Annotated in this window: 29 protein-coding genes; 6 read left to right on the forward strand and 23 right to left on the reverse strand. The window is 35.6% G+C overall.

The annotated features are described in order from the left end of the window. Positions 1 to 92 precede the first annotated feature (92 nt). Both uvrB and G7059_RS00545 read right to left on the reverse strand, forming a co-directional pair. Complete coding sequence (gene uvrB, locus G7059_RS00540; protein ID WP_166080131.1) at positions 93 to 2,072, reverse strand: excinuclease ABC subunit UvrB; 1,980 nt, start codon at positions 2,070 to 2,072, stop codon at positions 93 to 95. Beyond that, complete coding sequence (locus G7059_RS00545) at positions 2,069 to 3,553, reverse strand: S41 family peptidase (RefSeq protein ID WP_166080132.1); 1,485 nt, start codon at positions 3,551 to 3,553, stop codon at positions 2,069 to 2,071. Before G7059_RS00545 ends, uvrB begins: the two co-directional genes overlap by 4 nt. A gap of 141 nt (positions 3,554 to 3,694) precedes the next feature. Here G7059_RS00545 and G7059_RS00550 point away from each other — a divergent pair, with 141 nt between their 5' ends. After that, complete coding sequence (locus G7059_RS00550) at positions 3,695 to 4,225, forward strand: TIGR00730 family Rossman fold protein (protein WP_166080133.1); 531 nt, start codon at positions 3,695 to 3,697, stop codon at positions 4,223 to 4,225. After that, positions 4,225 to 4,677, forward strand: a complete 453-nt coding sequence (locus tag G7059_RS00555) for a GNAT family N-acetyltransferase (RefSeq protein ID WP_166080135.1) — start codon at positions 4,225 to 4,227, stop codon at positions 4,675 to 4,677. Before G7059_RS00550 ends, G7059_RS00555 begins: the two co-directional genes overlap by 1 nt. A gap of 35 nt (positions 4,678 to 4,712) precedes the next feature. On the opposite strand, the gene G7059_RS00560 is transcribed toward G7059_RS00555, so the two are convergent. From G7059_RS00560 to G7059_RS00635, 17 genes are all read right to left on the reverse strand, one after another. Then, positions 4,713 to 6,032, reverse strand: a complete 1,320-nt coding sequence (locus G7059_RS00560) for a murein hydrolase activator EnvC (RefSeq protein ID WP_166080136.1) — start codon at positions 6,030 to 6,032, stop codon at positions 4,713 to 4,715. Positions 6,033 to 6,098: 66 nt separating this feature from the next. Beyond that, positions 6,099 to 7,010, reverse strand: a complete 912-nt coding sequence (gene ftsX, locus G7059_RS00565) for a permease-like cell division protein FtsX (RefSeq protein ID WP_166080137.1) — start codon at positions 7,008 to 7,010, stop codon at positions 6,099 to 6,101. Continuing rightward, complete coding sequence (gene ftsE, locus G7059_RS00570; RefSeq protein ID WP_166080138.1) at positions 7,003 to 7,692, reverse strand: cell division ATP-binding protein FtsE; 690 nt, start codon at positions 7,690 to 7,692, stop codon at positions 7,003 to 7,005. Before ftsE ends, ftsX begins: the two co-directional genes overlap by 8 nt. 61 nt (positions 7,693 to 7,753) lie before the next feature. Beyond that, positions 7,754 to 8,599: a YitT family protein gene (locus G7059_RS00575; RefSeq protein ID WP_166080139.1), complete on the reverse strand. Its 846-nt coding sequence runs from the start codon at positions 8,597 to 8,599 to the stop codon at positions 7,754 to 7,756. 1 nt (position 8,600) lies between these two features. Next, positions 8,601 to 9,705, reverse strand: a protein-coding gene (gene prfB / locus G7059_RS00580) for a peptide chain release factor 2 (protein WP_205700217.1) whose coding sequence is annotated in 2 segments (ribosomal slippage) — positions 8,601 to 9,632 and positions 9,634 to 9,705 — 1,104 coding nt in all. Because the reading frame shifts where the segments join, the coding sequence is not laid out codon by codon here. A gap of 5 nt (positions 9,706 to 9,710) precedes the next feature. Then, positions 9,711 to 12,056, reverse strand: a complete 2,346-nt coding sequence (gene secA / locus G7059_RS00585; RefSeq protein ID WP_166080141.1) for a preprotein translocase subunit SecA — start codon at positions 12,054 to 12,056, stop codon at positions 9,711 to 9,713. Between the two features lie 71 nt (positions 12,057 to 12,127). Beyond that, entirely contained in the window at positions 12,128 to 12,325 is a 198-nt protein-coding gene (locus G7059_RS00590) for a cold shock domain-containing protein (RefSeq protein WP_166080142.1), read from the reverse strand. A gap of 61 nt (positions 12,326 to 12,386) precedes the next feature. Then, a complete protein-coding gene (locus G7059_RS00595; RefSeq protein WP_166080143.1) occupies positions 12,387 to 12,863 on the reverse strand; it encodes a ComF family protein in 477 nt (158 codons plus the stop codon). 68 nt (positions 12,864 to 12,931) lie between these two features. Continuing rightward, entirely contained in the window at positions 12,932 to 13,960 is a 1,029-nt protein-coding gene (locus G7059_RS00600) for a DEAD/DEAH box helicase family protein (RefSeq protein ID WP_166080144.1), read from the reverse strand. Positions 13,961 to 14,458: 498 nt separating this feature from the next. Next, a complete protein-coding gene (locus G7059_RS00605; RefSeq protein ID WP_166080145.1) occupies positions 14,459 to 15,346 on the reverse strand; it encodes an ROK family protein in 888 nt (295 codons plus the stop codon). A 196-nt stretch (positions 15,347 to 15,542) separates the two neighbouring features. After that, positions 15,543 to 16,094, reverse strand: coding sequence for a haloacid dehalogenase-like hydrolase (locus G7059_RS00610; RefSeq protein WP_166080146.1), 552 nt, complete (start codon positions 16,092 to 16,094; stop codon positions 15,543 to 15,545). After that, a complete protein-coding gene (locus tag G7059_RS00615) occupies positions 16,081 to 16,668 on the reverse strand; it encodes a PolC-type DNA polymerase III (RefSeq protein WP_166080147.1) in 588 nt (195 codons plus the stop codon). Before G7059_RS00615 ends, G7059_RS00610 begins: the two co-directional genes overlap by 14 nt. Before the next feature lie 87 nt (positions 16,669 to 16,755). Further along, complete coding sequence (gene htpG, locus G7059_RS00620) at positions 16,756 to 18,615, reverse strand: molecular chaperone HtpG (RefSeq protein WP_166080148.1); 1,860 nt, start codon at positions 18,613 to 18,615, stop codon at positions 16,756 to 16,758. Positions 18,616 to 18,712: 97 nt separating this feature from the next. Further along, the gene (locus G7059_RS00625; protein WP_166080149.1) at positions 18,713 to 19,327 is read right to left on the reverse strand and encodes a hypothetical protein; all 615 of its coding nucleotides are present in this window, start codon (positions 19,325 to 19,327) and stop codon (positions 18,713 to 18,715) included. Further along, positions 19,320 to 19,709, reverse strand: a complete 390-nt coding sequence (locus tag G7059_RS00630) for a thioredoxin family protein (protein ID WP_166080150.1) — start codon at positions 19,707 to 19,709, stop codon at positions 19,320 to 19,322. The genes G7059_RS00625 and G7059_RS00630 overlap by 8 nt, the downstream gene beginning before the upstream one ends. Continuing rightward, a complete protein-coding gene (locus tag G7059_RS10610; protein ID WP_370519187.1) occupies positions 19,706 to 19,972 on the reverse strand; it encodes a hypothetical protein in 267 nt (88 codons plus the stop codon). Before G7059_RS10610 ends, G7059_RS00630 begins: the two co-directional genes overlap by 4 nt. Next, complete coding sequence (locus tag G7059_RS00635; protein WP_305038672.1) at positions 19,894 to 20,715, reverse strand: glycosyltransferase; 822 nt, start codon at positions 20,713 to 20,715, stop codon at positions 19,894 to 19,896. Before G7059_RS00635 ends, G7059_RS10610 begins: the two co-directional genes overlap by 79 nt. A 144-nt stretch (positions 20,716 to 20,859) precedes the next feature. On the opposite strand from G7059_RS00635, the gene G7059_RS00640 reads away from it, so the two are divergent. The 4 genes from G7059_RS00640 to G7059_RS00655 all read left to right on the forward strand — a co-directional run bounded on the left by G7059_RS00640 (position 20,860) and on the right by G7059_RS00655 (position 23,035). Further along, positions 20,860 to 21,357, forward strand: coding sequence for a transcription repressor NadR (locus G7059_RS00640; RefSeq protein WP_166080151.1), 498 nt, complete (start codon positions 20,860 to 20,862; stop codon positions 21,355 to 21,357). Between the two features lie 73 nt (positions 21,358 to 21,430). Next, the gene (locus tag G7059_RS00645) at positions 21,431 to 21,943 is read left to right on the forward strand and encodes an ECF transporter S component (protein ID WP_166080152.1); all 513 of its coding nucleotides are present in this window, start codon (positions 21,431 to 21,433) and stop codon (positions 21,941 to 21,943) included. Positions 21,944 to 21,971: 28 nt separating this feature from the next. After that, entirely contained in the window at positions 21,972 to 22,328 is a 357-nt protein-coding gene (locus G7059_RS00650) for an arsenate reductase family protein (RefSeq protein ID WP_166080153.1), read from the forward strand. Then, a complete protein-coding gene (locus tag G7059_RS00655; protein WP_166080155.1) occupies positions 22,325 to 23,035 on the forward strand; it encodes a YaaA family protein in 711 nt (236 codons plus the stop codon). The genes G7059_RS00650 and G7059_RS00655 overlap by 4 nt, the downstream gene beginning before the upstream one ends. A gap of 60 nt (positions 23,036 to 23,095) precedes the next feature. Here G7059_RS00655 and rplA read toward each other — a convergent pair whose 3' ends face one another. From rplA to G7059_RS00675, 4 genes are all read right to left on the reverse strand, one after another. Continuing rightward, positions 23,096 to 23,779 carry a 50S ribosomal protein L1 gene (gene rplA / locus G7059_RS00660; RefSeq protein WP_166080156.1) on the reverse strand — a complete coding sequence of 228 codons (684 nt, stop codon included), beginning with the start codon at positions 23,777 to 23,779 and terminating at the stop codon, positions 23,096 to 23,098. A gap of 5 nt (positions 23,780 to 23,784) precedes the next feature. After that, a complete protein-coding gene (gene rplK / locus G7059_RS00665; protein WP_166080157.1) occupies positions 23,785 to 24,207 on the reverse strand; it encodes a 50S ribosomal protein L11 in 423 nt (140 codons plus the stop codon). Positions 24,208 to 24,621: 414 nt separating this feature from the next. Continuing rightward, the gene (locus G7059_RS00670; protein WP_166080158.1) at positions 24,622 to 25,503 is read right to left on the reverse strand and encodes a PHP domain-containing protein; all 882 of its coding nucleotides are present in this window, start codon (positions 25,501 to 25,503) and stop codon (positions 24,622 to 24,624) included. 114 nt (positions 25,504 to 25,617) lie between these two features. Then, positions 25,618 to 26,436: a DUF2785 domain-containing protein gene (locus G7059_RS00675; RefSeq protein ID WP_166080160.1), complete on the reverse strand. Its 819-nt coding sequence runs from the start codon at positions 26,434 to 26,436 to the stop codon at positions 25,618 to 25,620. Positions 26,437 to 26,442 lie beyond the last annotated feature (6 nt).

The raw sequence follows: 26,442 nt of genomic DNA on the forward strand, positions 1-26,442 counted from the left end.
TCCTCCAACTGAAGAAAATTATACGCCACTATACTTTGATTGTCAAAGTATAAAAATATCATAAAAAAACCAAGACCTGAGCCTTGGTTGGTTTACAGATTATTGTCTGTTTTAATTTCCATAACAACGTCTCGTAATTGAGCCGCTCTTTCAAAATCAAGAATTGCAGCTGCTTCACGCATTTCTTTTTCCAGACGTCCAATAAGTTCCTCAACTGCTTTCTTATCTTGTTTCTTACCGCCACGTACTTTCTTAGTAAGCTCAAGTGTTTCTTTACCAGCAATTGCTTCACGAATTGGTTTCTTTATTGTTTGTGGAATAATGCCGTGTTCTTTATTATAGGCTTCTTGAATATCACGACGACGTTGCGTTTCATCAATTGTTTTTCTCATTGAATCCGTGATACGGTCAGCATACATAATGACATGGCCTGAAGCATTACGAGCTGCACGTCCAACAATTTGAACTAACGAACGATATGATCTTAAGAACCCTTCTTTATCCGCATCAAGAATCGCAATTAAACTTACTTCCGGAAGGTCTAAACCTTCACGTAAGAGGTTAATTCCTACAACGACGTCGTATTTACCCAAACGTAGTTCACGAAGGATTTCAATACGTTCTAGAGTTTTCGTCTCATGATGGAGATACGCTACTTTAATACCAGTTTCTAATAAGTAACTTGTTAGATCCTCAGCCATCTTAACTGTCAGTGTAGTAATAAGAACACGTTCATCACGTTTTCTTCGTTCGATAATTTGATCAACAATATCATCAACTTGACCACGACTTGGCTTAACTTCAATAGTAGGATCAACAAGACCTGTAGGACGAATAATTTGTTCGACTACTTGATTGTTGACCTTTTCAAGTTCGTAATCACCAGGGGTTGCTGATACATAGATTGTTTGATTAAGAACCGATTGGAATTCTTCAAATTGCATTGGTCGGTTATTCATCGCACTTGGTAACCTAAAACCATATTCCACCAATGTTCTCTTACGTGATTGGTCACCATTATACATACCACGGATTTGCGGCAAGGATACGTGTGATTCATCAACCACCAATAAGAAATCATCTGGGAAATAATCAAATAAGGTAAACGGTCTTTGACTTGGATCACGACCATCAATATGCATGGAATAGTTCTCAATACCTGAACACATACCAAACTCACGTAAAGCTTCCAAATCATATTCTGTTCTTTGTTTTAAACGTTGATATTCTACAAGTTTATTTTCTTTTTCAAAATAGTCTAAGCGTTCATGTAATTCTTCTTCAATTTCGTCTGCCGCTTTACGGATTGTAACCATATCACGAGCATACTCATTAGCAGGGAAAATGTCATAGATTTTATAAGCATCTTTAACATGTCCTGTAATGCGGTCTACCTCAACGATACGATCAATTTCATCGCCAAAGAATTCAATACGGATTACAAAATCATCTGTGTCTCCAGGAACTATTTCTACAACTTCACCACGAACTCTAAAGGTTCCACGGGACTGTTCCATATCGTTTCGTGTATATTGACGGTTTACTAAGTCCATCATTAATTCTTCGCGAGTAATTTCTTGCCCAACACGCATAACATAAAGCATCGCTTTATAGTATTCTGGATCAGCCGTCGCATAGATACTCGCAACCGAGGCAACAATAATAGTGTCACGACGTTGCAACACCGAGTTTTGTGCTGCATGGCGTAACATATCAAGCTCTTGGTTAATCATAGAGCTTTTTTCAATGTAGGTATCTGACCCAGGTAGATAAGCCTCTGGTTGATAGTAGTCGAAGTTTGAGACAAAGTATTCTACACGGTTATTCGGAAAGAACTCTTTAAACTCTGAATATAATTGACCTGCCAGTGTTTTATTGTGGACAAAGACTAAAGTAGGTTTGTTCACTTTTTGAATCACTTGCGAGACTGTATATGTTTTACCAGTACCAGTTGCTCCTAGAAGTACTTGATCTTTCTTACCTTCATTTAAACCATCGACAAGTTGCTTGATGGCCTTAATTTGGTCACCTTTTGGTTCAAACTTTGAAACTAGTTCAAATTTTTGACTCATCGTTTTGCTACCTCAATGGCTTTATGAAGTTGGTTATCAACTTCTGTTCGATTCATAGCCCAATCAGCCAAGACGGAGCTATACAGTTGTTTTAGTACATCGCTAGTAATGACTCCCTTATAGTTGAAACCATTACTTGTTGCATAGGATTGAAGTGCATCTTGTGTTGCACTATCAAAATAACCATCAGTTCTTCCTGTGTGGAATTTAAGGTATGATAAAGCTTTTTGAGCATATTGAACACCTTCATCCACAGTGTCATATTTAATTTCTAGAGTTCCTAAATCTGGGAATCGTGCATAGAAGATTTCAGGAAGCAATACTAACTCATCAGGTTTTATCCCAACACCATTAATACTATCGCCGTTAGGTCCTAACCACTCTGCAATTGTAACTTTTAGTGAACTACTGTCTTTAAACTCAACTTGGTTTTGGACAGTTCCTTTACCATAAGTTGTATTTCCTACAACGATTGCACCAATATTTTCTTGAAGTGCAAGCGTTAATACTTCAGAAGCACTTGCAGAGTTTTCATTTACCAATACTACAACATTCTTAAACTTATACTCTGCAGCTTTAGATCCTTTTACTGTATAGGAAGTAGTTTTTGAATCACTAAACTTCTCTTGATACGCAATCTGACCATCTTCTAGAAAGAGTTTTACCATAGTTTGAATTGTATTTAAGTATCCACCACCATTGTCTCGTAAGTCGATAATTAAACTATCTGCACCTGCAGCTTTGAAGTCTTTCAAATGTTCTTCAGTTACTTCTGAAAGAGTTCTACCAAACGATGAGATATTAAGGTACGCTACATTGTTGTCAATTATTTTTCCTGAAACTAACGCACTGATTTCAGCACGTTCGATTGAGAAAGTAATTGGTTCTTGATTACGTATCATTTCGATTTCAACGACAGTACCTTCTTCACCAAGAATATTCTTTAATACTTCTTCCCCTGCACTGGTTGATTCTCCATTTACTTTAGAGAAGATATCACCCGCTATAATTCCGGCTTTTTCTGCTGGAGAGTTTTTAAACACATCCGTTACAATATTCAAAGTATCTACTTGCATATATTGAACACCAATACCTACAAAGTTTCTATTGATAGAATCATTGAATTGTTTGATTTCTTCACCTGTCATATAAGAAGTATGAATATCTCCATTACGTTCCAACATTCCCTTGATTGCATTATCGATAATTTCTTTTGCTGGATCTTCCATGTCTTTGGAAAAATACCAGTTACTCAATACTGAATCATAGACTTGCTCAAAACGTTCCATTTCACTGGATGTCCCTCTTAATATTGAAGGAGTATTCACTAATCCTTTCGCTTGCCAACCAACAAAAAACGAAACCACAATTGCCAATACAGTAATTGTAATGAGTTTTCGTTTCTGTTTTTCTTTTGCGATTTCATCTGCCCATTTATGGCGTTCTACTTTAATTTGAACTTTCTGTTTTTCATTATCCACAAAAATCACCTCAGTAAGATAAGTTTACCATACAGTTACTGAAATTGCTTATATTAAGTAACTAATTATGTCATTTTCAACAATAATTTAAAGACCTAAATATTTATCTCATGCTATAATTGTACATACGGAGGAATTACAATGAAGATTGCTATATTTTGTGGTTCGAAAATGCCTGAGAACCCTATTTTTTCACAAAAAGCTAAAGAACTTGGGGAATATTTAGCCAAGAGTAATATTGAACTAATATATGGTGGAGCAAATGTAGGACTTATGAAAGTCCTCGCTGATACAATGCTTGAACATGGAGGCTATGTCATTGGTATCATGCCTCGCATTCTTGTAGATCAAGAAGTGATGCATACTGGTTTATCTGAATCTATTGTTGTTGAAGATATGTCTATTCGTAAACAAATGATGAATGACATGGCCGATGCATTTATCGCATTCCCTGGCGGATGTGGAACGATGGATGAAGTGTTTGAAGTAATTACACTAAACCAAATTGGATATTTTAATAAGCCAGTAGGATTTGCGAATATCGATGGTTTCTACGATGGTATTCTACAGTATATTAATCATGCAACTAAGAACAGCCTGATTAAAGAAGAAGATGCTAAAGAAATATTATTTAATGAAGATGCTGTTGAACTCATAAAGTCATTTCAATAATGTACATTCGACCTTATACGCCTCAAGACCTCGATCAAATACTAAAGCTATTTTACGATACAGTTCATACTGTCAATATAGTAGATTACTCCCCGGTGCAAGTTGATACATGGGCACCAAGGAATCCAAATAAAGACTTATGGAACACTACACTTTCAAAAAATCTTAGCTTGGTGGCTTTAGTGGATCATGAAGTTATTGGGTTTATTGATTTAGAGAAAAGTGGCTATCTTAACCGATTATTTATTCACAAGGACTTTCAATCAAAAGGTCTCGCCAGCAAACTACTTAAAGAGTTACTATCTCTATCAAATCATCACCTTATTACAGTGGATAGTTCGATTACTGCACTACCTTTCTTTCTTCGTCATGGTTTTCAAATAGTGAGAAAGCAAAGTGTAATCAAAGATGGTATTGATTTTACAAACTATCATATGACAAAAAGATTATAAAGAAAAGCGCATCGATTGATGCGCTTTATGTTTTATTAAACTCCCAAGTATCCTTCTGGGTTTAAACGACATGGTGCTCCTCTGTTTGAACAGAGTGAAGATGTTCCACCAGCAGATCCACCGAGACCAAATTGTGCAGTACGCCATGAGGAGTTCCACATGGATAATCCTTCAGCTACTGTTGATACTCCTAAATCAAAGAGTTCTACGTGAGCATGTGCTCCGTATGATGATCCAGAGTTTCCAACACCTGCAAGTTGTTGTCCTTTTGTAATTGGTGTTCCTGCAGATACTCTAAATGAACCTCTCGCAATATGCATAATTAATGCACCATAGATACGTCCATCCGCTTCAAATATCATCGTGAGATGGTTACCCATACCACCGCTACAGCCAAAGCTTCCAGTTGTAGCACAATTATTGCTTGTAACAACAACGACACCGTTACCCATTGCAAGGATTGGTGTATTAACACCTGCTGCTAAGTCAGTACCTAAGTGTGTTCCACCCCAAGTATAATGCCAAACACTTTCTGTCTTACGAGCTCCTGGAACAGGATTTAACATAGACCCTGAAGGTTTTTGTTCATTAATAGAGTTTGCAAGTTCTTGGCTGACTTTGATTTCAGCAGCCATCTCAGCTGCAGCAGTCTCAAACTGAATCTTTTGTGCTACGAGTTCATCGTAAGCTTTTTCTACAACACTCTTAAACTCAACGATAGATTGTTTATCGATTTCAATTAATTGCTTATCAAGTTCAATCGATTCCTTTTGTGCTACTACACTTAATTTACTTTCTTCTAAAGCATTTCTTTCAGCTTGAAGAGCTTCAATTAAGCCTTCGTTATATCGTTTCACGTGATTCATTCCTTCAATTCTACGAATGATATCCGCAAAGTCATTAGCCCCCATTACAAACTCAATATATCCATTAACACGCATGGTCGATTGTGAATTAACCATATATGCTTTAACTTCTTTTTCTGCTTCTTCAACTTTTTGAACGCGTATCTCAATCTCACCCTCAAGACGAACAATTTCAGCTTCTTGTGATTTGATTTCAGCTTCTTTTTTAACTATTTGAGCATCAATCGCACTAATTTGTGTATTGTACTCATCAATTTTACCTAAGTTTTCGATAATATTTTGTTCTAAAGCTTTTTTATCCGCTTCAATTTGTGCAAGACTTGATTGACCACTTTGAGCTTTATCTATGAGATATTTTTTGTATTTCATACATACATCTCTATTAGAGGAATCAATTACTCCCGTACAAAGTTCCTTATACTTTCCTGGGTTTGCATCAAAATCAGCATCCGATACAGCAAAAATAGGAATAAGCGTCATTAATACCATAAAAATTACAACGATTAGAATTATACTTTTTTTAACAAATGATTTCAAAAAGTTCACCCCTCATTCTTATCGTGACCAGCGCAAGAACTTACCTACAGAGAATAAGCTTCCTAACGCTCCTACAACAGTTCCAATCATTACTAATAAGCCACTTATTTCAAATACTAATGGCGTTACAGGTACAAGTGTTAACACTTGATTCCAGATTAATCCATTTGCAAATTGGAATAAGTACTTATATCCAAATATTGTTACCAGAATCGGTATGATTGAACCAATCAAACCAATTACCATTCCTTCAATGATAAACGGCCAACGGATATACCAATTGGTAGCACCTACCGTTCTCATAATACTAATTTCTCTACGTCGTGAATGAATTGAAGTTCTAATTGTATTTGAGATTAGGAATACAGCAATGAATCCTAAGGCAACAACAATTACAAATCCAACGTTTCTTACATTCCCCAAAGTTTCTACAAATAGCATTGTGGCAGTACCACCATGACTAGCATTGAAGATACCTTCAATCGCTTCAATTTGCTCAGTTACAGCATTCATACTCTCACCAGTGCTTGTTTGTACAATAAATGCATTAAGCAAGGGATTGTTGTCTCCACGGAACGGTCCATAGAGCTTTTCTGCAACATCACTTTCGTCTCCATTTATCTGAATAAATGTTTCCAACTCTTCTTCTTTAGAAGAATACGTTATGTGAGTTACGGATGGTATTGCTTCAATTTGAGCACGGATTGCATCAATTTGTTCTTGTGTTTCGTGTTGATCATCAATTTGTACGTGAATTTGAACACTTGATTCAAGTTGATGCGTAATGCTGTTAATATTAACACTTAGAAGTAGAAATACTGCCATCAATAAGAGTGTTACAGTAACAGAAGAAATACTTGATAGCGATAATGCGAAGTGTCTAATTACTCCTAAGAACCCTTCACGAAATACGCGTGTTATTCTACTCATGACTAATATATCCTCCTGAAGTTAAATCGGCAACTACGTGTCCTGCTTCAAGAGCAATTGTTCTCTTTTTATTGTTATTTACAATATCAACATCATGAGTAACCATTAAAATAGTTGTGTTTTCTTGTTCATTAATTTGCTCTAACAAACTAATGATTTCTGCTGACTTCTCAGGGTCTAAGTTACCTGTAGGTTCATCAGCAATTAGTAATTGCGGTTTGTTAGCAATTGCACGAGCGATTGCTACACGTTGCTGTTGCCCACCACTCAATTCAAGCGGATAAGCATTTGCTTTATCAGATAAATCAACCAATCTTAAAACTTCACGAACACGTGAGCGAATTTTTGCTCGTGGAGTATTAACTACTTCTAAAGCAAAAGCAATATTTTCAAATACTGTTCTACGTTCTAATAATTTAAAATCTTGGAAGACAACTCCAATATTTCGACGATAATGAGGAACCTTTGAGTGGCGTAATTTTCCAACATTAAACTTGCCAACAGTAACAGTCCCACTTGAAGGAATTTCTTCTCCGTCAAGCAATTTAATGAGTGTCGATTTTCCACTTCCGGTAGGTCCAATGATATAAACAAATTCCCCTTGATTCACATCAAGGTTAATGTCATATAACGCATTAACGCCATTTTTATATTGTTTTGAAACATTTTTTAGTACTAGCATTAATATTAGATCTCCTTAACAATTTTGATTATAGCATACTCGTTTTGAACATTGGGTGAAACTAGATTGTCCTAAATCCAAGCCCATGAACCTCAGTTACATTAGATACAATAAGGAAGGCGTCTGGATCAATATCGAGTACTGTTTTTTCTAACTCATAATATTCTGAACGATCAATTACAGTAAGAATAATTTCTTTATCCCGAAGCGTATATCCACCTCGTGCTTTTAGTAATGTTGAACCTCGAGAAATCTCAAAATGTAGATGTTTAAGGATTTCATCGTAGAAGTCTGAAATAATTGTAACTTGGCGAGCTTGTTGTCCACCAATAACGGAAATCTTATCTAGGATGGTTGTTGCAGCATAGACTGAAACCAAACCAATTAGAACATCATTCAGTGAATAATTCATTAATCCTAAGAGTACCGTTATCGCATCTACAACCAATATCCAAACAGAAACTTTGACTCTTGTAAGCTTTTCTAGGATTAGTGGTGGAATATCCATACCCCCTGTACTTGCTCCCGTCTTAAATGTTAAGGCTAAAGCAAGACCGGATAATGCTCCTCCAAAGATTGATGCTAATATAGGGTCAACATTTGTTGGAATATCCACATGGCTTAGCAATTCAATAAATATTGGATAAAGAATTGAACTTGCAACTGTTTTTAGTGCGAATTTCTTACCTAAAAATATATATCCCAACACAAAAGTCACACCAATGATAATACTCATTAGAGTTGTTACTTCGATATCAACAAAAGGCTTGATGGCAATGGAAACCCCTGCAACTCCTCCTGATAAAATATTGTTTGGAATAATGAAAAAGGTAACAGAAAAAGCAAGGATAAAGTTCCCTGCTATCAGTAATATTGCATCAATTAATTTCTCGCGAGTGTTTTTCATGTTACATACCTACATTTGTTTTAAGATACGCCTCAATAAAATCATCGAGGTCCCCATCGAGCACATCATCGACTTGGCTTGATTCAAACTTTGTACGATGATCTTTAACCATTGAGTATGGGTGCATTACGTATGAGCGTATTTGAGAGCCCCACTCAATAGCTTTTTGTTCACCTTTAATGGCTGCCATTTTTGCTTGTTTTTCTTCAATTTCACGCTGGTAAAGTTTACTCTTAAGCATATTTAATGCCTCTTCGCGGTTTTGTAGCTGACTTCTTCCGCTTTGACATGTAACAACGATACCTGTTGCTTTGTGAGTAATTCGAACTGCAGAGTCTGTCTTGTTAACGTGTTGACCCCCTGCACCTGTAGCTCTCATTGTATCCACATCAATATCTTCTGGGTTTATAGTGATACTAATTGTATCATCAAACTCAGGTGATACATCTACGGACGTAAATGAAGTGTGACGACGTCCTGATGAATCAAAAGGACTGATTCTTACAAGACGATGGACACCTTTTTCTGCTTTTAGATAACCATAGGCAAGTGGACCTGAGACAGAGAAGGTTACAGATTTAATACCTGCTTCGTCACCATCCAAATAGTTTAAGACACTAATCTTATATCCATGATCTTGCGCCCAACGTGTATACATACGATACAGCATCTCCGCAAAATCCTGACTTTCTGTTCCACCAGCACCTGGGTGAATCTCTACAATCGCATTCTTTTGGTCATAATCATGACTTAAAAGAACTAGTATCGAGAACTCGTTCAACTCTTTTTCAATGTCTTTTATATCTGACTCAAGAATTTCTTTAAATTCTTCGTCGTTTTCCATTTTAATGAGTTCAAGTGTGTCTTCGCTGTCTTCTAATTTCTTAGTGAGCTCAGCATGAGTTTCTACCACTTTACGAATCCCATTTAATTTTTGAATGTGAGCAGAACTTCTACGATTATCATCCCAAAAGCCATCTGCCATCATTTCTGCTTCTAATACTTTAACTTGTTCACGTTTTGTAGCCAAGTCAAAGTGAATCACCGAGCGCTTTCAATGATTCTTTCGATGCATCAATAAATTGTGCAATCTCGAATAATTCCATACTTATCACCCTTGTCTATATTCGATTTTTACATTAATACAGAACATGACAATATCTTGAGCAATTTGATTCAACATATCATCAAACATTTCATAACCTTCTTCAACATAAGCTTGTAGAGGTTTCTCTTGTGCATAAGAACGAAGGTGAATTCCCTCACGTAGCTTACTCATTGCATCAATATGATCAATCCAAGAACGGTCAATCATTCTTAGTGACATATCTTTTTCAATTCGTGTAAATTGATCTTTAACTTCTTTAATCTTGTCTTCATATCGTGACCATGCATCATCAACAATGAACCCTTTCATCTCTTCTACTGATAGATTAGAAAGTGCTTGTGGATTAACAACATCGGATACTAAACCAAGTTTCTCTAAACCTTCAACCAAGCCTTGAATATCAACACTGTGGTCTTTTGATTCCATATCTCGATGACCTGCAATTGCATTGGATACAACACGTGTAAACATTTCTTTTACAACAGTGTGTACATCTTCGTTCTCTAAAATGTAGTCACGTTGTTCATACATAATTTCACGTTGTTGACGTAATACGTCATCATATCCAAGTAATGTTTTACGAACATCAAAGTTGATTCCCTCAACGCGACGTTGTGCAGCACTAATTTGTTTTGTAAGTACTTTATTTTCAATTGGAACATCGCCAAGTTTTGATGTGAATCCTTCAAAACGTTCACTACCGTAACGAATCATTAAATCATCTTCAAAGGATACAAAAAATCTTGAGAATCCAGGGTCTCCTTGACGACCAGAACGACCACGCAATTGGTTATCAATACGACGTGATTCATGACGCTCACTACCAAGAACAGCTAAACCACCAAGTGCGCGTGATTCATCATCTAACTTAATGTCAGTACCACGACCAGCCATGTTGGTTGCGATTGTTACAGAGCCTTTACGCCCTGCACGTTCGATAATTTGAGCTTCACGAGCATGGTTCTTCGCATTCAAGATTTCATGGCGAATTTTACGTTGAGTCATCATCATACTAATGTACTCTGATGTTTCGACGGCAACTGTACCAACAAGAACAGGTTGTCCTTTCTCGTTGAGTTCACGAACCATGTCAATTAGAGCTTCAAATTTAGCCTTTTTAGTTCCAAAGATTAAATCAGATTCATCAATACGAATTACTGGACGGTTTGTAGGAATTTCTATAACACGCATGTTATAAATTTCAATGAATTCTTCTTCCTCAGTTTTTGCAGTACCTGTCATTCCTGAAAGTTTATCGTAAAGTCTAAAGAAGTTTTGGTATGTAACAGTAGCTAATGTTACTGTTTCTTGTTTGATTGTAACGTTTTCTTTTGCACTAAGTGCTTGGTGAAGACCGTCTGAATACTCACGACCTTCCATTAAACGACCTGTAAATTGGTCAACAATCACGATCTGATTGTCTTGAACAACATATTCAATGTCACGTAACATTACATAGTTAGCTTTAAGCGCATTGTTGATATGGTGTAGTAAATTTGTGTTTTCTAAATCATAAAGGTTGTTAAGTTTAAAACTACGTTCAGCCTTCTCAACTCCAGCTTCTGTAAGTTGAACTGATCGTGATTTTTGATCAATAACGTAATCAGCACCTTCATTAAGTTTTTTCACAAAACGATCAGCTTGCTCATACAAACGAGCACCTTCACGTTGTCCACCTGAAATAATAAGTGGTGTACGTGATTCATCAATTAAAATCGAGTCAACCTCATCAATTAATGCAAAGTGAAGCGGACGTAAAACACGATCTTCAACACGAGTAACCATGTTATCACGAAGATAGTCAAATCCTACTTCTGAGTTAGTTGTATAAGTAATATCACAGAGATATACTTCACGTTTTTGTGTTGCAGTAAGTTGACGTAAGTTTGTACCTACTGTTAAACCTAGGAAACGGTGAATTTCACCCATCCAGTTCGCATCACGATCCGCTAAGTATTCGTTAACTGTAATAACGTGAACACCTTTACCTTCAAGAGCATTTAAGTATGCTGGTAAAATAGCTGTTAATGTCTTACCTTCACCAGTACGCATTTCAGCAATGTCACCTTGATGTAAAATGATACCCCCCATTAACTGCACAAAGTAAGGAAACTCTCCAATAACACGGTAAGCAGCTTCACGAGCAACTGCAAATGCCTCTACCAAAATGTCATCCAATGTTTCACCATTTTCGAGTCGTTGTTTAAATTCTACTGTTTTATGTTTTAATGCTTCGTCATCAAGTGCACGCATTGAATCCTTGAGTGCCTCAATCAACTCAGCTTTCTTTTCTACACTTTTTAAAACCTTAGCATCACCGCTAAATAAATTCTTAAAAAAGCCTGCCATGGTAAATCCTCCATTCTTGATTATTGTAACATATAGCCTTATAAAAAAGCTGGTTTCGAACCAACTTTCCTTTAGATTCTCATGATGTTGTGAGCTTGTTTTCCATGTTCTGTTTCCACAATCTCAAATTCAACCAGTACGCCTGGTTCAATGACTTTGTAGCCCTCCATGATTATATGAGAAAAGTGAAAGAATATATCTTTGTTATCTTCTGTTGTAATAAATCCATATCGCTTTTCTGTATTGTATGTCTTGACCTGACCTTTCATACTAAACACCTCATTACTCACATCATAATTATACTTTAGAGTGCATTAAATCACAAGTATCTCAGTGTTTGATGTTTGCCGAAGCAATTACGATGACTCTAAGCTTTTTCGTATGAGGTTTAAGTGCACGGATACATGCAGTAATTGTATTGCCTGAAGTGCTAATATCATCCAACAGAATGACCTTACAATTTTCAATTTCCTCCGTAGACTTAACGATAATATTTTTAAGAATGGCTGTTCTGTCCTTACTTTGCGTTTGGTCGTTCTCAGCTAAATTTATTAATACATCTATTGGCTCAATTCCCAAGCAATCTAGTAACAGTGGTAAATGATCAAAACCTCTTTTACGTCTCGATTCATTACGAGATGGAACGCACACAAACTTCCATCGTTTTGATAGTAGTTTTAAGTAGAATCGATAATCCCATAGAATACACCGTGCTAAATACTTGTCACGACCTTCTTTATACCTTAAGAGAGTTTCCCGAACCTTGTCTTCATATTGGTAAAGAAACGTAATTTTAACTCCCTCCATCTTAATGTGACGAAAGTGTGTGGATAGCTGACATTTCTGACAAAGATATGGATTATCAAGGAAAGTATCTAATATAGGTTTGTCTTTGGGTGATTCTTCAAAACAGAGAGCGCAGAATTGTTTGCCGCTGTGATTCGTTTGATTGCTTTTTGAATATCTTGATTTATTTCTAGACAATAAAAAATTACCTTTCCTTTTTTGGGTTTCATACCTCTTAGTGCTCTTCCAGATATTTGAACCAATGATCCTTCATTAAATGTTATGTGATCAGCACAGTATACAAATACAAAACACTCAGGGAAGGTTACCCCTCGCTCTAAAACCGTCGTCGCAATCAGGATTCCACCGGATTGTCGAAATGTATCAATTGGCGACTGTTTATCTTCAGTGTCCGATGTAATCATTGGAGACCTTAAGATGTGACTAAGTTTTCTGGCAAGCTTTTTTGTAGGTACAAAAACAAGACACGATTCATTGGAATACTTACTCAAATCTAGTATGAGACGTATCAATAAGAAATAACCACGTTTGATTTCAGGAACAGGTAAAAGAACACCACTTGGTCTAATACTTAATTCCAGTCTTTTAACGTGATCAATACTAAAAGTAGCAGACAAGTAGATAATCGTGCCACGACATGATGTGTGGAGAATTCTTTCAAGAATCTCGTTTCCTGCATAAGGAAATGCATCCGGTTCATCAAGAATTAGCACATCAAAATATTGATAGTAGCGAAATAGCTGGTGAGTTGTACAGACTACTAAATCTGCAATTGTTTTATCTGTATGACCTCCACATACCGGTATGATACTTTGACTAGGGTAATACGACTGTAGACGTGCAGCAAGCTCTAAAACCACCTCTCTACGAGGCACAGTCCAAGCTACAGGTTTCCCCTCCCTAAAACAACGTTCTATTAATTCAAGACATATCTCAGTTTTACCAGCACCGCAAACTGCATCAATAAACATTGATTCATGCACACCCTTTTCAGCAAGCACAGCACTAATCTCATCTTGCCATGGCATAAGTGTAATAGTTTTCTCAAAGTCATCCCAAACAGAAATTTCTACATCTTCTGCAAAAGGAAAAGACAAACACCTTCGACACTCTCCCAGATAAAATAACTGTTCATTATCTTCCAAACAACGAACACATTGCTTCATGATTATCACCACTATTAAATAGAGACTAAATTATCTATACTCCTAAACAGAAAAAAACCTTAGCATTTCTATCAGGATGCTAAGGTTCATTCGAGGGTCGTTCCTACGATGTAGGCATTTCTGTGAAAAGATAAATAATACCAGATAAAAGTATTACTAAGAAACAGTTTGATTCTGACAATTATCTTTTGTTTTACCTCTCTTTCTTTTGGCTACTTCCACTGTTCAAGAAAGTAAGCGACTGTATAATAAATCATAATTGTTATCTATCTACCAAAATGTCATGAACAGCACTTTTATCGTCATAAAAAAATCAACATTTGATAGAAATTTGTTGCGAAATCAACAAACACTAAAAACACAGTAAATGAATGAATATCAAAGCTGTATATTCATAAAAAAACCTTAGATTTCCTAAGGTTTTTGAGCTTATTTTTCTGCTAAGACAGCTTTGTATGCAGCACCGATTTTACCTGCATCATTGAATTGTTTACACACATCAATGTTCCAATGCTTGGAATATTTATTCATTTTAGCGACTTGATCTTTAATGTCTTCAAGAATACGTGGCACAGCACTCACGCCACCACCGATAAGAATTGTATCAGGGTCAAGTGCAAAACCGATATTTAAGATTCCTGTTGATAATGCACGAATCCATCGTTTATAGATTGCTTCTACTTTTTCATTACCGTCTTCAAGGTATTGGAATACTTTCTTTCCATCGATCGATTCAAATGGTACATCAAGTGCTTTCGCAACCATTCTTACAAGTGGAATTGATGCACTAGTTGCACTCATAATTTCAATGTCTTCATAGTCTTCAAATTCACGATTAATCATGTACCCGAATTCTCCCGCAAAGAAGTTGCTACCGGTATATAGTTTATGGTCAATAATGATACCCCCACCGATACCACTTCCAATAGTAATACAGACAAGGTTACGTGCATTAACACCATTACCAATCCACTTTTCTGCTAGAGCTACACAGTTCGCATCATTTTCAATTGCTACTGGGATTCCAACTCTCTTTTCAATTAGCTCGCCAATTCGCGAACCACCAATAAAAGGTATTGCACCACCTTCAATGATATATCCCTCTTCCGTATTGACTCCACCAGGAATACTTAAACCAACTGCATCAATGTTTTTAAACGATTCGATGATTCCTACAACACAATCTACAAAATCGTCCAAATTAGTTTTAGGAGTAACAATTTGTCCGTTCTCTCCAGCATACTCAATTCCTAATTCATTAAACACTCCATATTTAATAGAGCTTCCCCCAACATCAATACCACAGTATCGTTTCATAGTTATTACCATCCTTTATCATATACTTTATTCTATATGAAAGATTATAATGTTACAATCTAAAAAATGAATCTACTGACTAATGACAGTCTATTATGATAATTCTCTTCTATTTAGCAAAAAAACAGCAACCTTCCGGAAGCTGTTTTCTACTTATGAAATTAATGGTGATGCTATGAATTACTTACAGTGATGATTACCAAGGTAAGCGTTCATCACCTTTTACAAGGTAACTCTTTTGCGCGAACTGTGCAAGAGGGTCATCAGAATATGAATCTGAGTAAAACTCTTCCATTTCATTGATATCATATTCAAGTTTCATTCTTCGAACCTTTTCAGGTCCATAGCAGTTTTCCTGCATGTTTTCACCACTTAGAGGATTCACATCTGAAGCAATAAGAGCAATCCCCAACTTATTCATCATTGGTCTTAATAGAAAGTCTGGTGATGCTGAAATGATTAAATCATCATCCCTCTTTTGATCATAATACCATGACTTTATTTTATGTTCATTTTCATCCCAAAAAATTTGAACTTCTTGCCCTATGTTTGGAATCGATTGAAAGTACTCATAGAAGACTGTCTTCATTTCAGTCTTTGTAATTTTACGGCGCTTGTATTGGCTCATTGCACGCATTTGTCGAGGCCAGTACTTTGAAATCGATGGATATTTCTTTAAACAATGTTTATAGAAATCAATGGAACTATCTCCATCATAAATTGTTTTATCCCAATCATATACGTTCATAGTAGCTTTCCTCTTTCCTTTTTATTTCACGTAGTTCAATATATTTTTGACGCATTTTTAAATATACCTGAGCTGTTTGATGACTATCATCTAAGGCTCTATGTCCTACTGATCGTTCAACTTCAAAGTATTGACATAACGTTTCTAATTTGTGATTTCTGATGTCTTTATTGATTAATCGTGATATGCGAAGTGTGTCAATATAGTCATTTTTCATTCGTTTACCCGTTTTATCATAATATGCTGCAAAGACTAAACCATAATCAAAATTAACGTTATGACCAAGAATGACATCATCACCAATAAAGGCAATCACATCCTCAATCAAGGTATCAATCTTAGGAGCTTCCACTAACATATCATCGGTAATCCCTGTTAACGATTGCACAAAAGGGAGAATCGAGTTCTCCGGTTTTACAAAAGAGCATAGTGAGTCTACTGGTTTTCCGCCACGATATTTAATAGCACTAATTTCTGTAATATCTACAGGTTTATTGCTACGTCCTGTGGTTTCTAAATCAATAACTGTAAAGTCTCCGACAAATTGTAATAAATTGTTTCCAAATCGTTTCATAATTACCTCATTACTAGGTTTTATTGTATCATATTAAACTTGTTTATGTGAAATAAGATACAGTCTAAGAAAGAAAAAAGCTTAAATCTAAGCTTTCTTCGATGCATCAATCATTAGTTGTGCTAAACGTCTTGAGAATGCTACAGGATCCTCGATAGCTAAACCTTCAATAAGGCTTGCTTGGTCATAAAGAATCGCTGCTAAGTCCTCAATACGTGATTTATCATTCTCATAAACTGTCTCAAGAGCTTTAAGTAGATCATGCTCTGGGTTAATTTCAAGAATACGTTTCGCTTTAAACTCTTGTGGCTTGTCTTCCATTTGATTTAGGACCTTTTCCATTTCAAATGATAAACCTTCTTCACTTACCAAGCCGACAGGATGATTGAGTAAACGAGTTGATAATCGCACATCATCAACCTTGTCTTTCAGAGCATCCTTTAATTCGTTCATCAAGTCTTTAGATTCTTCAGTTTTCTTTTGTAGTTCTTCTTTTGTTTCTTCATCATCAATATCTAGCTCACCTTGACTGATGGACTTAAACATTTTATCGTCATAAGATTGAAGAATTTGAATTACGAATTCATCAATTTCATCATCTAAATAGAATACTTCGAAACCTTTAGAAACCACATATTCTGTTTGTGGAAGAGCCTTAATTTTTCCAATACTTTCACCTGATGCATAGTATATGACATCTTGGCCTTCCTTCATTCGTTCGATATATTCTTTAAGACTCGTATATTTATCTTCATGAGTTGACTTAAAGAGAAGTAAGTCTTGTAAGTCTTCTTTATTTGCACCAAACTGAGCATAGAGACCGTACTTAATAGGACGACCAAAGTTATCCCAGAATGATTCATAACGCTCACGTTCGTTGCGCATCATGAGTTCTAACTCTGAACGAATCTTACGTTCAATTCTTTTTGAAATCGCATTTAATTGGCGATCATGTTGGAGAATCTCACGAGATATATTGAGTGATAAGTCAGGAGAATCCACAAGTCCTCTCACAAATCGGAAGTGTTCAGGTATCAGTGATTTATTATGATCCATAATAAATACACCACGACTGTACAACTGTAATCCAGGTTCAAATTGCTGTGAGTAGAAATTCATTGGTACACGATTTGGAATATATAGAAGAGCATCAAAAGATGGATTACCTTCTACCTTCATTTGAATTGTTTTGAATGGATCTTCAAAATCATGGAACTTATCTTTATAGAATTGATTTAATTCTTCTTCAGTAACATCATTTTTTGAACGTTTCCAAATAGGAACTTGAGAGTTTAATTTCTTAAGTTCTCCATCTTCTTCCATCATAATTGGATAACGAATATAGTCTGAATATTGACGTACTAAACTCTTGATTGTAAAGCTTTCAAGATACTCATCATAATTGTCGTCATCGGTATTTTCTTTGATTGTGAGTATGATTGTTGTACCGTGAGAATCACGTTCAGTTTCACTTACGGTATAACCATCTAAACCATTGGATTCAAAGGCATAGGCTTTGTCATCACCATATGCTTTAGAGATGACCTTAACCATTGAACTAACCATAAATGCGGAATAGAAGCCCACACCAAACTGACCAATGATATCAACATCTTCTTCCTCATCAAGTGCCTTTTTGAATGCATGGGAATCACTGTTTGCGATTGTTCCTAAGAATGATTCAAGTTCCTTATCATTCATACCAATCCCTTTGTCTTCTATAATTAGTTGACGTTCATCTTTGTTTATTGTCAACGTAATAACTAAATCATCCTGATTCAACTCAACGCTTGTATCTTGAAGTGATTTGAAATAGAGTTTATCGGTAGCATCACTTGCATTCGATATGAGCTCTCTTAAGAATATTTCTTTATTTGTATAGATTGAGTTAATCATTAAATCTAAGAGTCGTTGTGACTCTGCTTTAAATTGTTTTTTTCTTGCCATACTATCTTCCTTCCCTAGCAGTCTATAACTTCAAGTGCTAATACTATTGTAAACCATCAGTAAAATTTGTCAAATAAAAAAGATAATACTTTAAGTACTATCTCTTGTTTGTAAAATTAGAAATCCGTATCCAACGACTTACAGATCCATCGCGACCATCTTTATAGTACTCGATAACCGTCTTTGCTTTCGCTGTGTGATTGAATGTGTAAATATCGAAGACTTCATTGCCAGTCTTCTCAAAGGCTCCCAATTTAGCTTCAAATTGCTCTGGTGTTGTATTAAAGTCAAACTCTCCATGAATTACTAAGTCCGCAGCAACATCACCTTTAAATGTTCTGTTTTCTGCAGCTACTTCAGCAATGGATGCATCCTTCATATCTAGTTCTGTATCTGAACCATTGTAGAAGGTAACTTCAATAATCATTGAACCATTACGTAAGAAAATCTGACTGATTTTTTTATTGCTACCAATCTTTTGATCAATGTTTGAGTTTGCTTCCCAACCATCTTGAGCGAGTTCCTCATATTTAACAGGTAAGTGATATTCCTTACCCTTTAAAGAAAAAGTGGTTGTATCATAATTAGGCACAACTTCTTCTTGTTTTTCTGGTTCTGGTTCTGATGGTGTATTTGGAGTTTCTTTTGCACAGGCAACGAGAATAAACATCATGAACACACTCACCAAAAGGTTCCCTAACTTCTTATTCATTATCATCCTCATAAGGATCTAAGAACACGTCAGTTCCAACACCACAACAAGCCCCAATACGACCATCATTGGCAGCCCTAAAAATATTACTTTCAACTTTAATTGAACCGAAAATAATAGGATCCAAATCAAACCATGCAGAAACTTCTTCCACACTTGGATAACGTCCTGAAAGCATTACTTTACCATCTACCACAAAATGAGGAAGTGTTTCAAATTGTTTCTCAATTTCTGGATGTTGTTTAGCGTTCTTAATATCTAAGTCAACATCATAATGTTCCAATATTACTGCCATGTCTTTGAATGCAGCTCTATTTAAGTCTTTCTTAATTCCTAAGATTGATTCTAGACTTTCTAGTGACTCATATGCTTCTAATTTCATAAATCTTCACCTCTCATTAATTTTTCGTAGATACCTTTCAATTTATTTCCAATATTAAGGATGCTGCGAGATTCTGCAACTTCGTATCCTTTTTCAATTGTGTTTGGTATCTCTCCATTTATTATACCTCTAATTAGAGAAATAAAGTCATTATTGCTCGTTCCTTTGTATGAATTTTCTTTATCTACGAGCCATGGATCATAGACGCCGATATCACGGACAATAACTTGGCATTTTGAGGCCAGTGCTTCAAGCACAACAATACCTTCGGTTTCTTCATATGAAGGGAAGAAGAAAACGTCTGCAGAAGCATAAGCCCCTCAATGACATCTCCCTTAATATACCCAGGTAGAATTACGTTATCTGGTTTGTTTTTAATTGCATCTCTAACTTTAGACGTTACACTTGCAAGAGGTGTGTGACCAAACCAAATAAATGTAACCTCTGGTAACTCTTTTGCGACTTCCATAAAATCAGGAAGTCCTTTTCTTTCAAAATATAGACCTACAGAAATAACAACTTTCTGAGTATCACTCAAATTAAAAAATTCTCTGAATGCTTTAATCTTACGACTGTCAGGTTGGAACTTGTTTAAATCAATACCATTTGACACATCAAATATAGGCTTTGTGATTCCATAACCTTCAAGAATACGTTTTGAATATGGAGTTGGAGTGAGAATGTAATCACCCAATTCGTAACTAGAAATTATATGTTTTTTAAATAGTGGTGACAATTGATTGGAAAATATAAATGAGTTTCTAAAATCTTCTTCTGTTGAGTGAGCATGGTATACTACTTTTTTACCTTCACGTCGAGCTTTATTCGCCATTGAACGCGCACCGAAATCTACGGTATTAATATGTACAATATCGTAGTAATCTTTTTCGTTTGTAGTAAAGTCTACACCAGCTTCTGTAAGTGCACGGATTTGGTGCTTCATTGCACGTCCGATTCCTGATTTGCTAAGTGCTTTTTCGCCTTTTTGATATAATAATATTCTCAAGATAATCACCTTCACTGTACTGTTAATAATAATACAGTATCATTTATAGTTTTCCTAGTCAAATAGCCGTAACTGTCACATTTCACTAAGTTTCCCATCATTCACTGCTAAATATATTGTATGATATAAACAGAGGTGGCGACAATGAATGGGAAACGTAGAAGAACTTATATATTTAACTTATTAAGCAAATCTGAAGAAGCAATAAGCGCAACAAGTCTTGCAAAGAGATATAAGGTGTCACGACAAATAATTGTAGGTGATATTGCCTTACTTCGGGCAGAAGGATATAAGATTATGGCAACACCACGTGGTTATGTCCTGGACGAGACTGAGAAGAATACTTACATCATTGCAGTCAATCATGCTCCAGACCGGACTGAGGAAGAGTTACAACTCCTAATTAATAATGGTGTTCAAGTAGTTAATGTTATGGTAGAGCATCCAATCTATGGAGAGTTAGTTGGAAACTTAAATATTAAAACCAAGCAAGATGTTGATAACTTTACAAGTAAAGAGGGATATTTACTTTCAACATTAACAGATGGTATTCATCTACATACTATTGTCTGTGATGATGACGATCACTACCAAAGAATTACGAAACTTCTCTCGGAACATAATTTCCTTTATGACAACTAGGTGTCTTGACACCTAGTTGTTTTTTCTTTACAATAAGGTACAGGTGTCAAGACACCTTCGGAGGTTTCCTATTATGAAAACAAAAGATTTAGCCATTAGTGCCATCCTGATTGCAATTGGTATCGTTATTCCTATGGTTATGCCAATAAAACTTTTCTTGCCACCTGCATCATACACGCTAGCGGCACATGTACCTGTATTTATCGCAATGTTTATATCTCCACTTATAGCTATTTTAGTTTCTTTGGGAACAGCATTCGGGTTCTTGATGACTTCAACTCCAGAAATTGCTGCTCGTGCATTATCACACATTGTATTCGCTACAATTGGTGCACTATATATTCGCAAGCATCCAGAAATGAAAGATAATCCAAAACAACTTATATTATTCTCAGTTTGGATTTCTCTCATCCATGTCATTGCTGAGATGATTGTGGTCACTCCATTCTTTATCTCAGATCCATCAAAAGCATCACAGAGTTACCTAATCGTAGTTCTTGGTTTAGTCGGTGTTGGAGGCTTTGTACATAGTCTTGTAGACTTTAGTATCGCTTCGTTTATTCGAGACCGATTATCAAAAATATGATAGAATAGTCCCTAGGAGGACTTTTTTTATGAAACCACTATTTATTTATTACCCTAAATGTTCAACATGTAAACGTGCAATTAAATATCTTGAAGAACATAACATTGATGTAGAGTATCGTGATATTATGACAGATAATCCAACGCGTGAGGAACTACAAAAATGGTTTGGTGAAAGCGGCTATCCAATCAAACGTTTCTTCAACACTTCAGGTATTGTTTACCGTGAAATGAAACTAAAAGATAAGTTGCCAACAATGACAGATGATGAGGCTTTAGATTTATTAGCAACAACAGGACGTTTAATTCGTCGCCCTGTCATGGTTAGCGATAAAGGCATCTTCTTAGGATTCCACGAAGAAATGTATGCTACATTAATTCCATGATTTGTTTAATTTCACCTACAAAGACGCAAAAACACTCTGCGTCTTTATTTTATCAAGAACCAGTGTTTCTCCAACAATCCATGGATATTCACAACACTATTTCTTCTTGGTCTCTTGAGGAGATACTAGTCAACTATAAAGTTTCAGAGAAATTAGCGAATAGCATCTACAAAACCAATAGTGAATTTGAAGAAAATAATCGCGCACTTTTTACGTATCAAGGTTCTAGCTTTAAGAATATGGAACGAGATGATTGGAACGAAGACGATTTAAAGTATGCAGAAGATCATCTGAGAATTCTATCTGCAATGTATGGAATCTTGAAGCCTAACGATTCTATTGGTCTTTATCGTCTAGACTTCCTTACAAAGTTCCATACGAATCTTTATAATTTATGGCAGCCAGCGATTACTCAATATCTTAATGAACTGAAAATGCCAATTATTAACCTCGCATCTCAAGAGTATTCAGAAATGGTTGATCTTGGTCAGTTGAAAGTTCCTTTTATTACCGTAAGTTTTCAAGAAATAGTTAATGGTAAAGCTATCGTTAAGAGTACCTATGCCAAAGTTGCTAGAGGCGTTATGGTAAAAGAAATCATCCAAAATAGAATCGATACTCTTGAGGAACTTAAAAAAGTATCTGTCTTGGATTACACTTTTGATAGTAATCGTTCTACAGATACTCATTTTATTTATTCTAGGTAAAAGAAAAACCGGAAATTGAAGTGAACCCAATAATTGGTCCTTCAAAATTCCGGTTTTTAATTAGTCTAATGTAACTTTGATTCCAGGACCCATTGTTGTTGAAATAACAAGGTTCTTGATGAATGTACCTTTAACTGCTGCAGGACGAGCCTTAACAATTGTGTCATGTAAAGCACGGAAGTTTTCTACTAATGCTTTGTCTTCGAATGATAATTTACCAACGATTGTGTTGATGTTTGATTCTTTGTCGACACGGTATTCAATTTTACCTTTTTTGATTTCTTCAACAGCTTTAGTTACGTCAGTTGTAACTGTTCCTGTTTTAGGGTTTGGCATAAGACCTTTAGGACCTAAAACACGACCTAATTTTCCTAATTCACCCATCATGTCTGGTGTTGCAACGATAATATCGAAGTCAAACCAACCATTTTTTACTTCTTCAAGAATTTCTTTTCCACCTACGTAGTCTGCTCCAGCGTCTTTAGCTTCTTGTTCTTTAGCACCTTGTGTAACAACAAGAACTTTTTGTGAACGACCTGTTCCATGTGGCAATACCATTGCACCACGGATTTGTTGGTCAGCGTGACGTGGGTCAACATTTAAGTTGTATGAAACTTCTACAGTTGGATCAAATTTAACAAATGATGTTTCACGTAATACTTTAAGTGCTTCATCGATTGAATAAACTTTTGAACGATCGACTAATTCACTAACTTTTTTCTTATTTTTTGATACTTTAGCCATTGTGCTTAGTCCTCCATTCCTTCAATTTTGATACCCATGTTTCTTGCTGTACCACCAACAATACGCATAGCACCTTCAACATCATTTGCATTCAAGTCAGGTAATTTATACTCTGCAATTTCACGCAATTGAGCTTCAGTAATTGTACCAACGACTGCTTTGTTTGGTGTAGCTGAACCACTTTGGATACCAGCTGCACGTTTTAACAAGATAGCAGCAGGTGTTGTTTTTAATACAAAATCAAATGATTTATCATCATAGACTGTAATAACAACAGGAACGATATCACCAGCACGATCACGAGTAGCATCATTAAATGCTGTTGTGAACTGCGGCATGTTAATACCAACACCAGCTAATGCAGGTCCTGGTTTTGCGCCTCCAGCTGGAAACTGAAGTTTCGCGATTTTAGCAACTCTTTTACTCACAAGACATTCCTCCTTTATTTTTGATTGTCCGTGTTGTGGTTAGATGAATGGTTGCATCACTCTCCCACACAAAAACACCTTTTCAGGCTTGATTATTATACTTCATTTATTACCCTAGTGTCAATGATTATGTAGGTATTGCCTGTTAATTGAGGCCTTTTCAAGAAAAGACAGACTTTTTATCTTAATTTTCATTAACAAAGATAATTTCTTTTCATCAATCTGACTATTACTCCTTATTATAAAGCATTCTTTAAGAAAAAAGTATTATTCTAAAATAAATAGGCATTCATCTTCGATTGGAAATTAAAAGAGACAGGGTCACTATGAATTAGTGCTTGTTTCTTAAAATTATATATCAAACTTTAATAAGTATATCCAAAATAAATGTTTCGCTTTTATAAGTAAACAGTCTTATTTTACGAGTCTATCCACAACTTTATTGAAGTAATCTTCAGGGAAGATGATTTTTCCAAGTTCAATAGCTGGCTTTATTTTACCGTGGAAATCACTACCACAAGTTATCAGTTTATTATGTTCCAAAGCATAGTCTTCATAAAACTTAATTTGCTCATTTGAATGGTAGCTACTATATGCCTCGATGCCATCTAAACCACTTGTCATTATTTCATTAAGTAGTTGTGGGTCATCTTTAATGTTATGTCCCGGATGTGCGAATACCGCTGTTCCACCAGTCTCGTGAATTAGAGAAATAATAGAATCTAGTGTTGGGATTTCAATTGGAATATAGGCAGGTTTACCTTGAGCACAATACGCCCAGTAAAAGTTTACATAAGGGTTGTCAGCAAGCGAACCTCCTGGCATGAACGGTTTAAGTATTTCTAGACCTTTATTTTCCGGCTCATCAAAAGCTGCCTCAGCAATCATTTCCCCAGTAACGATACCGTCAATTTGTAGCTCTTCAATTTTATCGTGATTCACATAAATACCTAATGCTTCAACAAGTCGGATTCTTTCTTTTGAACCATCTCTTTCTTGATTTAGTAAATCTACACCTAATTGATTAAATCGAGGATTTTCGATATCAATATTATATCCAAGAATATGGAGATTGGTGTCTTTATAGGCACAATCAATTTCTATCGCTGGGATAACGGTAATACCTTTGCTTTTGCCAACTCTCATCATTTCTTGCACACCAGCAATACTATTATGGTCCGCAAGACTTACGTACTTAAGTCCAGCTTTATCGCAAAGATCAACTAAAGTTTCAATATCATAATCACCATCTAAACTATTATTACTATGCATGTGTAAATCCAAAATGGGTTTCATAAGATAATCCCTCCTATTTTCAATTATACATGGAAAGATTGAAAATTTGTTTCCAATCTATGTTAAAACAATTAAAAACAATCCCAAAGGATTGCTTTTAATACTAATTATATATTAAAATACTCTGAATTCTTGATAATATCTCTTCAATATTCCTTCAATAGTATTAGATATTTTAGGAACAAGGATTTCATTAACATTTAAGCTAAAATAGAAGGACATTAAAAAATTCTTCCAACAAACGTTATATACACCATGAATAAGTAATTCATCAGATACTCTTGTAATCCAATTAGAGATTTCTTCTTCAGATGGATTTTGACTTTTTATGAACTGTACAAGTGCTTCCGCGAGACGTCCTTCTTCACCATAATGAAAGTTTTCCACATCAATTAAGGCATGTTTTATGCTTTCTAAGAACCTTTGATAGTCTCTTCGACTAAATAGAGGTGACTTTGCGATTGCTCCCATTAAGTCAGCACCATGAGCAAAAGCGTGTGCCCATCCAAACTCTTCTACAAATCCTCGGTTATCTTTTTCTTGCATCATATAATTCAGTGTTACATCGACAAGATGACTCTCTGTGTAGGCAGGTATCCATTTTTCTTTATAATGGTCGTTTAGAAGTTGAACTAACAATAAGCTTGAAAATGCTCTTTCAAATGTAGTGTCTTCAAATGGTTGATCAATCCCAATAAATAATGTTTTGTTATCAATAATATGTCGCAACATTTTCATTTTCTGTTTATGGTTAACTCTACCATTTGATAGTAGCTGTCCCCAAGCTGAATAAATTGTATCATCTCTAAGCTCTGAATTTGTATTACCGATATTTTCTAACATTGTATCTAGAACAATATCTTGTAGCATATCGTTTGATACTAAGTTTTCGTTGATTAATGTGATTGTTGATTGTATTTGGTTTGTATCCATTTAACT

The organism is Erysipelothrix sp. HDW6A (assembly GCF_011400295.1).
Classification (GTDB): domain Bacteria; phylum Bacillota_I; class Bacilli_A; order Erysipelotrichales; family Erysipelotrichaceae; genus Erysipelothrix.